This is a genomic window from Paenibacillus chungangensis, assembly GCF_042675905.1.
GTDB classification, from domain to species: domain Bacteria; phylum Bacillota; class Bacilli; order Paenibacillales; family Paenibacillaceae; genus Pristimantibacillus; species Pristimantibacillus chungangensis.
The window spans coordinates 15,368-27,496 of sequence record NZ_JBHTJZ010000072.1 but is presented as its reverse complement, the minus strand read 5'-3'; the positions used below and the strand labels follow the sequence as shown (position 1 = coordinate 27,496).

The 12,129-nt window shown below is 51.1% G+C and carries 10 protein-coding genes and 1 tRNA gene; 5 read left to right on the top strand and 6 right to left on the bottom strand.

Annotated elements, in window-relative coordinates:
* Positions 1–6: 6 nt before the first annotated feature.
* Entirely contained in the window at positions 7–2,595 is a 2,589-nt protein-coding gene (locus ACFQ2I_RS22825; RefSeq protein ID WP_377568500.1) for an adenosylcobalamin-dependent ribonucleoside-diphosphate reductase, read from the top strand.
* 17 nt (positions 2,596–2,612) lie between these two features.
* On the opposite strand, the gene ACFQ2I_RS22820 is transcribed toward ACFQ2I_RS22825, so the two are convergent.
* Positions 2,613–3,188 carry a hypothetical protein gene (locus tag ACFQ2I_RS22820; protein WP_377568498.1) on the bottom strand — a complete coding sequence of 192 codons (576 nt, stop codon included), beginning with the start codon at positions 3,186–3,188 and terminating at the stop codon, positions 2,613–2,615.
* Positions 3,189–3,434: 246 nt separating this feature from the next.
* Positions 3,435–4,562 carry a glycoside hydrolase family 88 protein gene (locus ACFQ2I_RS22815; protein ID WP_377568495.1) on the bottom strand — a complete coding sequence of 376 codons (1,128 nt, stop codon included), beginning with the start codon at positions 4,560–4,562 and terminating at the stop codon, positions 3,435–3,437.
* A gap of 114 nt (positions 4,563–4,676) precedes the next feature.
* On the opposite strand from ACFQ2I_RS22815, the gene ACFQ2I_RS22810 reads away from it, so the two are divergent.
* The gene (locus ACFQ2I_RS22810) at positions 4,677–5,540 is read left to right on the top strand and encodes an AraC family transcriptional regulator (RefSeq protein WP_377568492.1); all 864 of its coding nucleotides are present in this window, start codon (positions 4,677–4,679) and stop codon (positions 5,538–5,540) included.
* A gap of 30 nt (positions 5,541–5,570) precedes the next feature.
* On the opposite strand, the gene ACFQ2I_RS22805 is transcribed toward ACFQ2I_RS22810, so the two are convergent.
* The 3 genes from ACFQ2I_RS22805 to ACFQ2I_RS22795 all read right to left on the bottom strand — a co-directional run bounded on the left by ACFQ2I_RS22805 (position 5,571) and on the right by ACFQ2I_RS22795 (position 7,762).
* Complete coding sequence (locus ACFQ2I_RS22805; RefSeq protein WP_377568489.1) at positions 5,571–5,780, bottom strand: DUF2536 family protein; 210 nt, start codon at positions 5,778–5,780, stop codon at positions 5,571–5,573.
* Between the two features lie 415 nt (positions 5,781–6,195).
* Positions 6,196–6,271 (bottom strand) — tRNA-Thr (locus tag ACFQ2I_RS22800).
* Between the two features lie 168 nt (positions 6,272–6,439).
* Complete coding sequence (locus tag ACFQ2I_RS22795) at positions 6,440–7,762, bottom strand: hemolysin family protein (RefSeq protein ID WP_377568486.1); 1,323 nt, start codon at positions 7,760–7,762, stop codon at positions 6,440–6,442.
* 378 nt (positions 7,763–8,140) lie between these two features.
* Between ACFQ2I_RS22795 and ACFQ2I_RS22790 the strand changes: the two genes are divergently transcribed.
* Together ACFQ2I_RS22790 and thiI are read left to right on the top strand one after the other, a co-directional pair.
* Positions 8,141–9,292: a cysteine desulfurase family protein gene (locus ACFQ2I_RS22790; RefSeq protein WP_377568672.1), complete on the top strand. Its 1,152-nt coding sequence runs from the start codon at positions 8,141–8,143 to the stop codon at positions 9,290–9,292.
* Positions 9,289–10,509 (top strand): tRNA uracil 4-sulfurtransferase ThiI, encoded by a 1,221-nt coding sequence (gene thiI, locus ACFQ2I_RS22785; protein WP_377568484.1) that lies wholly within the window; start codon positions 9,289–9,291, stop codon positions 10,507–10,509. The genes ACFQ2I_RS22790 and thiI overlap by 4 nt, the downstream gene beginning before the upstream one ends.
* A 29-nt stretch (positions 10,510–10,538) precedes the next feature.
* Here the strand turns inward: thiI and ACFQ2I_RS22780 are convergent, their stop codons facing one another.
* Complete coding sequence (locus ACFQ2I_RS22780) at positions 10,539–11,234, bottom strand: TerC family protein (RefSeq protein ID WP_377568481.1); 696 nt, start codon at positions 11,232–11,234, stop codon at positions 10,539–10,541.
* A 132-nt stretch (positions 11,235–11,366) separates the two neighbouring features.
* On the opposite strand from ACFQ2I_RS22780, the gene ACFQ2I_RS22775 reads away from it, so the two are divergent.
* Entirely contained in the window at positions 11,367–12,026 is a 660-nt protein-coding gene (locus ACFQ2I_RS22775; protein WP_377568479.1) for a TerC family protein, read from the top strand.
* Positions 12,027–12,129 lie beyond the last annotated feature (103 nt).

Below are 12,129 nucleotides of genomic sequence, written 5' to 3'. Positions count from 1 at the left end.
GTGGTCATGGGAGCGCTTGAGGGATTAAGTGAAAAAATATTTTTGGATCGCTATGCAAGAAAAGCCATTGATGCCGCAAACGTAAAGCCTGGCGATACAGTGCTAGCATTAGTGAAGGACGATCCCAAATTTCCTGTTAAGGAAGTGGGAGAGGTGTTAGCACGAGAAGGCGAAAGCTTGACTCTGCGGCTGAGAAGCGGAGAAGAAGTGAAATCGTCATTGGACCGCGTGACATTGCCTCTCGAGAATACACCCGCCGAGATGTGGGACCGACTCGCCGCGTCGCTGGCATCCTGCGAAGGAGAGCGTAAGGAACAAGAGCTATGGAGAGAACGATTCCGTTACTTGCTGGATGACTGGAAGCTGGTGCCCGGCGGTCGAATTGCAGCAGGAGCCGGCGCGAACGGCGAATTGACGCTCTTCAACTGCTATGTGCTTCCTTCGCCGGTCGACAGCCGTGGCGGCATTATGAAGACGTTGACCGATATGACCGAGATTATGGCGCGAGGCGGCGGAGTTGGCATCAATCTGTCTTCGTTGAGGCCGGCCAGAGCGCCTGTCGCGGGTGTGAATGGTTCCTCCAGCGGCTCGGTGTCCTGGGGTGGCTTGTTCAGTTATACGACAGGACTGATCGAGCAGGGGGGAAGCCGTCGAGGAGCACTTATGCTTATGATGCACGATTGGCATCCCGATGTACTAAGCTTTATCGCAGTGAAAGAGACGATGGGGTTGATTACGAATGCGAATTTGTCCGTATGTCTGAGCAATGCTTTTATGAATGCGGTGAAGCATGACTTGGAATGGGAGCTTATCTTTCCCGACACGAAGGAAGAGGGATACGATGAGCTGTGGAGCGGCGATATCAGTGCGTGGCGCAAGCTGGGGAAGCGTGTCGTCACTTATCGGAAACTGCGTGCCCGTGAGATTTGGGACCGGATCATTGCCTCCGCCTGGAAGTCGGCAGAGCCCGGCGTCGTGTTCATGGATCGCTACAATGATATGTCCAACAGCTGGTATTTCAATCCCATTGTAAGTACAAATCCTTGCGGCGAACAGGGCTTGCCGGGCTGGGGCGTCTGCAATTTGTCCGCAATCAATTTGTCAAAGTTCTACGACGCCGAGCGGCACGATGTCGATTGGGAGGAGCTGGCGAAGGTTACCCGCTGGTCGGTGCGCTTTCTGGATAATGTCATTGACTGTACGCCGTATCACTTTCCGGAGAATGAGGCGAACCAGAAGCGGGAGAGGAGGATCGGACTGGGTACGATGGGGCTGGCTGAGCTCATGATCAAGCTTCGGATTCGCTACGGCAGTCCGGAATCGCTCGCGTTCCTAGATCGGCTGTACGGCTTCATGACGAAGGAAGCGTATTTGGGGTCCGCTGAGCTTGCTGAGGAGAAGGGGGCGTTCCCGGCCTTCCAAGTGGAGGAATACTTGCAGAGCGGCTTCATGAAGGAGCTGGTCGCCGCCTATCCGGAAGTCGGCGAGGCGATCAGGAGGAGAGGGATGCGCAACGTAACGGTCATTACGCAAGCCCCCACAGGCAGCACCGGCACGATGGTTGGCACGTCAACCGGTATCGAGCCGTACTTCGCCTTCCAATATTACAGACAGAGCCGACTGGGATACGACAGACAATACGTTCCGATCGCAGCAGAGTGGAAGGAGGCGCACCCCGGAGAGAAGCTTCCGGATTACTTCGTGACGGCGATGGGGCTGTCGGCGGAGGATCATATTCGGACGCAAGCGGCCATTCAGCGATGGGTAGACAGCTCCATCTCCAAGACCGCCAATTGTCCGTCTGACTTCACAATTGAAGAGACGAAGCGGCTGTATGAGCTCGCTTTCGAGCTGGGCTGCAAGGGAGTGACCATCTATCGCGACGGGAGCAGGGATGTGCAAGTGCTGTCGACTGGCGAAGAGAAGGGCGGAGCTGCGGAGTCTGCTGCGCAGCCACGAGCGCCTGAGGCTGAACTTCCACAATTGGACAGGATGGAAGAAGAGCGGATTGCGATTCTGCCTTCGCTCGTCCGGGGAGAAGAAGAGACGGTCGTTGACGATAAGCCATACAAGAAGAGGCCACAGGTGATGCGAGGGGCCACATACAAGCTCAATACGCCGTTCGGCAAGGCATATATTACGATCAACGATTTAGATGGTACGCCTGCCGAAATATTTCTTAATGTAGGTAAAGCGGGCTCCGATGTGTTCGCCATGGCGGAAGCGCTGGGTCGCGTATGCTCGTTGTTCCTCCGCTATGGCGATCATGGTCATAAAGTGGAGTTGCTTATCAAGCATTTGAAGGGAATCGGCGGTACGGGCGCCATCGGCTTCGGAGCCAATCGGGTAGAGTCGATCGCGGACGCCGTCGCCAAGGCGTTGGAGCAGCATATGGAGCAGCTGTCAGAAGCGCCGGCATTCGAGGGAATGGCTGCTCCTCAGGTCGAAGGTGCGTCATGGCGGTACGGCTCCTCCGAACTTGCGACAGCCAGCGAAGCGGAAGGACGCGATCTCTGTCCTTCATGCGGATCGGCGGCGCTTCTTAATACTGAGGGCTGCAAGCATTGCGCCAGCTGCGGGTACAGCAGGTGCTAGACTTGCCAGAAGCATAATTAGCACATCGCATAGGTATGACGGAATAGTGTCTTCAGCTCGAGATGCTGCAGCTGCTCCAGCATCTCTCTCGTCTCCGGAAGCCCGCCGCCGGATTCCTGCAGCTTCACGATATCGGTGAAGGCTTCGCTCGTCCAGCCCGATTCATCCCGGAAGCGAATCAGTTCCTTGGTCACTTTGTTCGCGGGCAGCGCATCAAGGCCAACTATACCAGTCAAGTAGTCCGCCGCCGCCTGCTGTACCAGCGCTTTGACAGGATGGTTGCCGGCGCGCATGAACCAGTAGTTCCCATTGCCGTAATCCCGCTCCATCCGGTGCATTAATCCGTGCCAATAGCCGCCGGTGGGATCAACTTCGATCTGTTGGGCATACGAGTGCGACACGTCCAGGCTGTCATTCCATAGATGCAGAGCGGCCTTCAAGGCGATGGCCGCTTTCGAGCCGCCAAGGGCGGACGTATCCAGTGCGGCGATCTCTTCATCCAGCTTGGCGTCCCACACGCTTTTTGGCGTCAGAGCGGGCAGGGGAGATCGGTTTTTCAGCTGCTCCACAATGCTTTCAATACGTTGTTTCATTTCGAGAGCCTCCTTCAATCCAGTTGTATCCATATGGTTCATTGTAGCATAGAAGAAGCAAGAGGTGCGATGTGTTGCCGTTCGCAGGCGTGGCGAGAAGCGCAATGATAACATGCGGCTGGAGCAGCTGTTGGATATTGTGAAAGAGGATATAGACGCGAAGCGGTAAGACAAATCATGGCAAAAGCGACGGCAGAGCGGAAGGAAGGAAGAACCGCCCACCGCCCTGTCATCGCAGTCATGCGTTTAGAATATGCGTCGTTCCCAGCCGTTCAGCTTGGCGAACGCTTCTGCGAAGTAGTAGTCGCCATATATGAGCGACACGTTAATGTGGGAGTTCGCGGGCTTATGTGCCGTCGCTTCCAGCAGAATGCCTTGATGGTCAGGCTTATCCCACGTGGCATAGTTCTCGCTCAGCGAGTAGAGAATTCGTTCCGCGGCTGCCATATACATGCGCTGCTCATCCGCAGGCACGCCTTGCGCCAGTTCGATCAGACCGGAGGCGGCGCATGCCGCCGCGGAGCTGTCGCGCGGCTCGCCATCCAGTGACGGCAAGCGGAAGTCCCAATACGGCACATGGTCATCCGGCAATGCGGCTATGAAATAATGGGCGATGCGCTTGGCGGCATCCAGATAACGCTGCTCGCCTGTATAGCGGTAAGCAACGGCCAGTCCGTGCAGCGCCCAGGAATTGCCGCGGCTCCAAGCGGAGGTGCCGGAATAACCTTGCCCGCCGATCTGCTCCACGAACTCGCCTGTATCCGGATTGAAGGCCAGAATGTGGCAGACAGAGCCATCGTCGCGAATGGCATATTCAAGTACGGAATCTGTATGCTTCATAGCGATATGCTTGTAGCGGGGATCGCCTGTGACGTCGCTGGCCCAGTAGAGGAGAGGCGTGTTCATGAGACAATCGATAATCGCCCAGCCAGAGTTGTCTTTCTCGCCCCACTGATTCCAGGCGCGAATGAAGTTGCCGACAGGGTTGAAGCGTCCGGCCAGGAAGTTCGCCGCTTCAAGTCCGATACGCAGCCCATCCTCATCGCCAGTAATGGCATGCTTGATAACTGACGTTGGAAGGAATTGGAATCCGACATCGTGATGCATCGGATTCGGATATTGGCTAAAGCCGACAGCCAGCTTCTTGTCCCAGTCCCACGCGGCATCCTTGAAGCTGTCCTTGCCCGTCACATCATGCATAAGCCATAACAGTCCCGGCCAGAAGCCGGACGTCCACCAGCTGTGCGGCATATTATCATATTTGCCGTCCTTGCCTGCGGCATGTGGCGAGTTATCTCCGATTTGCGCCATCATGCGCTCTACTTTCTCGTCAAGGCGATTCATGATTTCTTGTTTATAGGCTTTATTCATCATTACTGCAATCCTCCTTGGAATGAATTAATTTCATTATAAAGCCCCTAAGGAGATAAAAGTTGCTGTACAATGATTAAAAATGTTGTTCTGTTGACTTATGTAGGAGGACAGTCGATGAATTTGTACTATGAGCAGTTGAACTATCATAACTCTCCTTTTCAATGGGTATATCGCAATCGGACGACCGAACCGTTTCAAGGCTACTATCATTTGCACCAGGGTTACGAACTGTTGGTCATTCATCAAGGACGGGGCAATGTGGTCGTTAACCAGCAAACCTATCCGATAAGCGGCGGCAAAGTGTTTTTCTTCAAGCCCCTTCAGTTGCATCGTGTTCATGTCGATATCGATGACGATCATCCTTATGAGCGAAGCGTATTCCATTTTAACGCTGTCCATATGGAGAGTTATCTAGCTGTCTTTCCAAGTGTAAGAGATTTTTTTATGCGGCTTAGCAAAGGGCTTGTTAAGGAGCAAACGTTCGATATGAGTGATCGGATCGTAGCGTTGGAACAAGCGTGCCAGGAATTTTCAGCGCAAATTGCGGGAGCATCCGCAGTCGCGAAGGGGGATCAATCGGCGATATATTTACTACGGCTGTTGTCGCTTATTCAAGGCAAAATCGGACCTAAAGTCGACGACGAAGAGAGAGGCGGGGAGAAACTGCGTTATTCAGAGCGGGTGATGGAGTGGTTGGAGGAAAACTACAGTACAGCTTTCAAGCTCGAAGTGCTGGCGGACGAGCTGCATATGTCGAAAAGCTACCTGTCGCGCATGTTCCGCAAAGAGACGGGTAGCAGTATGACGGAATATTTGAGCGCTCGGCGTATCCAGGAAGCTTGTAGCCTGTTGCAGTCCAGCGACTACTCCATCGAGCGTATAGGTGAGATGGTTGGGTTGTCCAATGCGTCCTATTTCATTCAGCTGTTCAAGAAAATGATGGGCATATCGCCACATCAATACAGATTAAAGCTGTAGAGCAAGCAAATGCGTGAAATCAGATTGGAATTAACGTTTTAGTTTAAAATGTACGGCAGCGCTGAAATGCATTTTTTCCGTTCGGTGATGGAACGCGGTTTGATACTGAACTGCATGAACATCCAGCATAAGGGCTTTGTTGTTGTCGATCGCATATCGGATTTTGTCTTCCAGCGTTTTCAGTGTTTCCGCTTCATAGAATTCAATTTTGGTGTCCAGTAAGTCCAGATGGAGTTCCATAATCGTGTCACCTCTTCAATGTAGTGGTCAATTGTCTCAATTTGTTTATAAATACACAGCATGCATACCTGCTTATTCATGTAGAATAATACGTAAAGGAAAGGAGGGGCGACTATGGGCAATGTTCCTGTATCTGTATGGATTTTCTCAGTATTGATTATTGTGATCGTTACGTGGATGACACTGTGGGTTACGAAGAAGGCATATTCTAAAAAATGGGATCAACATGAGGATTAGTTCCTATCGTTCCTTCAAACGAAGTCCTGACATGCGATTTGAACGCAATTATGTTCGTTGTTCATGCATGGAAGGACTTATTTTTCTATCGATATGTAAAGTGCCATGCCTCCGCGCAAAAAAACTCCCGCTGAAAGTCAACATCAGCAGAGAGCAGTCTGTTCCTCAAATATGAAGGTGGTGCCGGCGAGAGGACTTGAACCCCCAACCTACTGATTACAAGTCAGTTGCTCTACCAATTGAGCTACACCGGCGCGTTTTCATGTATTCCTGAAGACAAGAGTTATTATGCCACAGCTTATTCACCTTGGCAAGCATTTTAGTGAAGTTTAAATTTTCTAAAAACAATAGGTGAAAAAGAAGCCTTCAGCGCTGCGGACAAGCAGTCTGAAAGCTTCTTATGTCGTTATGCTGCCGGTTGATTAAGCGGTCTCGCCTTCAAGCTCAGGCTGCAAAATTTGCATTTCAATTTTTCGGATGCGGTTTTTGCTCGTTTCCCGAATAATGAACTTCAAGTGCTGGAATTGAAACTCCCTGCCTTTCTTCGGTTCAAGCAGCTTGCTATACAGCCAACCGCCAACTGTGTCCACATCCTCCTCTTGAATGGAGATGCTGGTCAACTCGCTCAACTCGTCGAGTGACACCTTTCCGTCAAGCAGGTAGCAATTGTGATCCAATTGTTCGATTTCCTTGCGTTCGTCGGTATCGAATTCGTCCCGAATCTCGCCGACGATCTCCTCCAGAATGTCCTCGATCGTAATCAGGCCGGAGGTGCCGCCGTATTCATCCACAAGTATCGCGATGTGAACGCGTTCTTGCTGCATACGCTTGAGTAATGTCTTGACAGGAGTAACCTCCGAGACGCTAAGAACAGGGTGAATCAGGTTCTTGAAATCGAAGGGCTTGCCAGCTTCATATTCCAGGAACAATTGCTTCGTATTGATCATACCGACAATATTATCCTTGCCATCAGAAGCAACTGGAAATCGGGTATACTGCTCCTCGCGAATAATCGCCAGATTTTCTTGCACTGAATTATTTGTATATAAACAAATCATGTCTGTTCGTGGAACCATGATTTCTTTGGCCAACATTTCGTCGAATGCGAAGATACGACTCACATAACCGTATTCTGTATTGTTGATTTTGCCGCTTTGGTAGCTTTCGTTCAAGATGATTTGAATTTCTTCCTCAGAATGCGCATCCTCATGCTCTTGGACCGGTTTCAGGCCGAACATCCGTACCAGACCGTTCGCGGAACCGTTAAGCAGCCAGATGAACGGGTACAACAGGGCGTGGAAGAAAATAATCGGCTTGGCCGTCAAGAAGGAAATGTATTCCGCTTTCTGTATGGCCCATGTTTTGGGAGCCAGCTCTCCGATGACGACGTGCAAAAATGTAATGACGATGAATGCAATACCGATGGAAAGAGCATGACTAACCGTGCTGCTCAGTCCAAATTCATCAAAAACGGGAGACAGCAGCACTTCTACTGTCGGTTCTCCGAGAAAACCAAGGCCGAGCGCCGTGATGGTTATTCCCAACTGACAAGCCGACAAGTATGCATCCAGATTGCTAGTAACCTTCTGAACGGCGAGCGCGTTCTTGCGACCTTCCAACACCAATTGGTCAATACGACTCGCACGAAGCCGAACGATCGCAAATTCCGTTGCGACGAAGAAAGCTGTTAACAGAATAAGCAGAGCAATCATGAATAGCTTTAAAAATATGGGACCAATGTCCATTTCTGTTTCTCACTACCCCTTGTAATAAAGATTTAGTTTTATTTTAATCTACTATATCTGACGTTGACAGCATATGACAACCGCGATTAGGGACGGTTAATGTTTATGCGGCACCTTCAGCAGCCTTTACAAAGGCAAAAGAAGATATTCTCGCTCGATTCCTTCCCTTTACACCTTATTCAGATCCATTAGCACCCTAGCTGCTATCATGATGCCGATAAAGAAGAGACTGGTCTGCAAGGAAAAAAAGATGTACAATGAATAGCGGAAAAAGCTGATGAAGGATCACGGCTCGCTCGAAGAAGTGATGCGAGGGCGCACCGTTGATCTTTTTCTATTCATAATAAAAATATTAGGAAAGGAGGCGTCGTGGGGAAAATGTATTATTTCGATCACTGCGCATCATCTCCGCCTCGCGAGGAAGTTATCGAGACAATGGCGGATGTGATGCGAAAGGCTTATGCCAATCCCTCCTCGCTGCATGCTGCCGGGGTAGAGGCATCTAAGCTTATTGAACGATCGCGAGCGCTCGTCGCCGCTCAGACGGGCACAAAAAATGGCAATTGGCTATTCACATCCGGGGGAACGGAATCCAATAATTTGGCACTAAAAGGCGCCGCAAGAAGTTACCGCAGCAGAGGGAATCATATTATTACAACGAGTATTGAGCATCCATCCGTCATTGAGCCGCTCAAGCAGCTTGAAAGCGAAGGCTTCCAAATTACTTACTTACCGGTGAACCAGACCGGTCATGTATGCTCGGATGCCGTGAAGCAAGCCATCACAGATCAGACGATTCTAGTCAGTGTCATGCATGTGAACAATGAAATTGGCACAGTACAGCCTGTTCATGAGATCGCAAAGCTGTTGAAGCCATATCCCAAAATACTGCTTCATGTCGATGCCGTACAGAGTCTAGGCAAGATGGCTCTTCCGCTGGAGGAGTGGGGAGTGGATCTTCTGAGCGGATCTGCACACAAGCTGCGTGGCCCTCGCGGTGTCGGCTACTTGTATGTGCGCAAAGGCGTGGCGCTTCAGCCGCAAATATCGGGCGGTACTCACGAGCTTGGAATGAGGGCAGGTACGGAGAATGTGCCTGGTATCGTTGCCTCTGCCAAGGCGCTAAGGCTGGCCTGCGAAGGCATGCCAAAACGATCAGCCGAATTCAGCCGATTGTCTGCAAAGCTCAGAGAGGAGATCGCTTCTATTCCGGAGCTGAAGCTTACCGGCGGTGCGCCATATGCTCCGCATATCGTTCATTTCACTTATCCTGGCATGAAGCCGGAGGTCGTCGTCCATATGCTGGAGCAGAGGAGCATCATCGCCTCAACGCGATCTGCATGTTCCTCCAAGTCGGACAAGCCGAGTCGGGTGCTTGAGGCGATCGGCGCTTCGCACGCGGAAGCGTCGGGCGGCATTCGCATCAGCTTCGGAGAAGAGCATGGAGAAGAGGACATCGATATGTTGGCGAGAGCGCTGCGCAGCATTGTGACCCAATTGAAACCGCTGGAGAGGAGCAGACAACATTGATATATGATCAGGTCGTATTGCGGTATGGCGATTTGACGATGAAAGGCCGGAATCGCAATCAATTCGAAAATAAGATGGTGAAAGCGGTCAAGCAAGCGCTTATTCCATTTCCAAATACTAGTTATTGGAAAACATACGGACGGATGTACGTGAAACTAAACGGCCATCCGCACGGGCCGGTCATCGAACGACTCAAGGAATTGTTCGGTATCGTGTCCGTCAGTCCGGTGGTCAGCACGGAGCCTGAGCTGGAAGCTATTCGCAACACGGCGATGAAGCTGATGCAAAGTCTGGACCATGTGCCGAAGACGTTCAAAATGAATGTGCGCAGAGCCTGGAAAAAGTTCGCCTATAATTCCCAGGAGATGAATCATCTGGTCGCACAGCATGTGCTGCCCGCCTTCCCCGAAATGTCCGTTGACGTAAGACATCCTGAACTGGAGCTGCGCGTCGACATTCAAGAAGAAGCGGCTTATATTTATTGGGAAGTCGTACCGGCTGCTGGAGGATTCCCTTTCGGTTCCAACGGCAAAGGGCTGTTGCTTCTGTCTGGCGGAATCGATTCTCCTGTTGCAGGGTGGATGGCCATGCGGAAAGGATTGGAGCTGGAAGCCATTCACTTCCATAGCTATCCCTTCACGAGTGAGCAAGCAAAGGACAAAGTAGTCTCGCTGGCCAAACGACTTACCTTCTTCAGCGCTACGCGCATGAGGCTGCATATTATATCGTTCACGGACATTCAGACGACGATAGCAGGATGCAATCAAGAGCATCTGACCATTACGCTTATGCGCCGTGCCATGCTTCGCATTGCGCAAGGCGTTGCCGAAGACATCAATGCGGGAGGATTGGTTACGGGCGAAAGCTTGGGGCAGGTGGCCAGCCAGACGTTAGCCAGCATGAACGTCATTGGACGAGCGACGGAGCTTCCGCTGCTCAAGCCTCTTATTATGATGGATAAGAACGAGATTATCCGCTTAGCAGAACGGATCGGCACTTACGAGACGTCGATTCTTCCTTATGAGGATTGCTGCACGTTGTTCCTGCCGAAGTCGCCCAGCACTAATCCAAACTTGAAAGTGGTGGAGAGGGTTGAAGGGAACCTGGCCAGCATGGAGGAAATGATCATGATCGCCATCAGGGATAGAGAAGTGATTCATGTATATCCAACTGAATCGCCGAATGAGGTGCAGGCGGGAGAAGAAGATTGGTTCTGATCATGTAGAAAGCAAAAAGCGCCGGTCCCTTACTGGGAGCCGACGCTTTGTTGGGTTGCCCGTTGCTTCGAACGGTTGACCAAGTAGCCCGCCAATACCGTTAATACCGTGATCACGATGACGAAGCTCCAATAGTACAGCTTGTTGGTTATAAAGAAGCTTTCGTATGCCTTCTCATGCGTGAGCATCTTGGCAGCCGTAAAAGCAAGCACGGCTGAACCGATATAGATGATCCACTTGTATCTATTGATCAGCTTAATGAACAAAGTGCTTCCCCATACGACTACAGGAACGCTGATGATAAGACCCAGTACAACGAGCAGCATATCACCGTGTGCAGCCCCGGCAACGGCGATGACATTATCTATGCCCATTGCGGCGTCAGCGATAATAATCGTCCGGATGGATTGTCCGAGCGTATTGCCTGCCTTGATATCGCCATGATCCTTGTCTTCAACAAGCAGCTTAAATGCGATCCATAGAAGCAACAAACCTCCTGCGAGATGCAGCCATGGTACATTCAGCAGTTGTACCACGAGCAGCGTCGCAACGACGCGAATCGCGACGGCTCCCACGGTGCCCCAGATGACGGCTTGTTTCTGCTGTTGCTTCGGCAGGTTGCGGGCGGCCAGTGCAATTACAATTGCGTTATCCCCGGCCAATACCAAATCGATCACGACAATTGTAGCGAGTGCTGTAAAAAACTCGACCGAGAAAAAATCCATCTGCTGTTTCCTCCTTTCCAAAGTCTGCTTATTGATGTCTGCATGAAATAGTGGCTTTCGTGGAGATAGGGCTATATTTTTGGACATATATCCCTTGGAATAGACATACCTCTGATACAGGGGGGATTGTCCATGGACAGTACACTTATTTTCTTCGAAATCGTCTTAATTAATGTATTGCTAAGCGGCGATAATGCGATCGTGATCGCCATGGCCAGTAGCCGGCTGCCTTCCCGCCAGCGACAGAAGGCTATATGGTGGGGAGCGTTCGTCGCGATCGCTTTAAGATGCGCATTGACGGTCGTAGCCTTACAGCTGCTCCAAATTCCATATTTGCAGGCGGCGGGTTCGATCCTGTTGCTCATCATCGCCTATAAGCTGCTTTCAGAAGCAGGCGGAAGGGGAGAGGAGCATTCCATTAAAAGCGGCTCCACGATCAGAAGCGCCATCTGGACGATTGTTACGGCGGATTTCATTATGAGCCTGGACAATGTGCTCGCCATAGCGGCCGTTGCAGAAGGAGATCTTGTGCTGATCCTGATGGGTATTGCGCTAAGCATACCTATGATCGTATGGGGGAGTCAGCTGCTAGGTGCGCTGCTGCTCCGCTTCCCCGCATTGTCCTATGCGGGATCTGCTCTGCTTGCCTACGCTGCCGGCGAAATGCTGGTTGCTGACCCCGGAATGAATCAGCTTTTTTTTCAGCAATCGCAGGATTTGTCAGAGCTGATTCCACTTCTATGCATTCCGTTCATTATTGCGCTTGCCATCGCATCGCAAAAACGAAAATGAAAATTAAACGACGTACTGGTATTTTTGCCGCAGTTCCTATAAACTAAAAAGGATAAAAATTGTCGTCTTTCGTCATTCAGCGCGGAGGATGGGTAAGGAGCGG

Bases quoted from the DNA above. Each gene is read 5' to 3' on its own strand.
- ACFQ2I_RS22775 (WP_377568479.1), top strand. From the start codon at position 11,367: ATGGACAGTACACTTATTTTCTTCGAAATCGTCTTAATTAATGTATTG.
- ACFQ2I_RS22815 (WP_377568495.1), bottom strand. From the start codon at position 4,562: ATGATGAATAAAGCCTATAAACAAGAAATCATGAATCGCCTTGACGAG.
- ACFQ2I_RS22780 (WP_377568481.1), bottom strand. From the start codon at position 11,234: ATGGATTTTTTCTCGGTCGAGTTTTTTACAGCACTCGCTACAATTGTC.
- ACFQ2I_RS22790 (WP_377568672.1), top strand. From the start codon at position 8,141: ATGTATTATTTCGATCACTGCGCATCATCTCCGCCTCGCGAGGAAGTT.
- ACFQ2I_RS22825 (WP_377568500.1), top strand. From the start codon at position 7: ATGGGAGCGCTTGAGGGATTAAGTGAAAAAATATTTTTGGATCGCTAT.
- ACFQ2I_RS22805 (WP_377568489.1), bottom strand. From the start codon at position 5,780: ATGGAACTCCATCTGGACTTACTGGACACCAAAATTGAATTCTATGAA.
- ACFQ2I_RS22795 (WP_377568486.1), bottom strand. From the start codon at position 7,762: ATGGACATTGGTCCCATATTTTTAAAGCTATTCATGATTGCTCTGCTT.
- ACFQ2I_RS22810 (WP_377568492.1), top strand. From the start codon at position 4,677: ATGAATTTGTACTATGAGCAGTTGAACTATCATAACTCTCCTTTTCAA.
- ACFQ2I_RS22820 (WP_377568498.1), bottom strand. From the start codon at position 3,188: ATGAAACAACGTATTGAAAGCATTGTGGAGCAGCTGAAAAACCGATCT.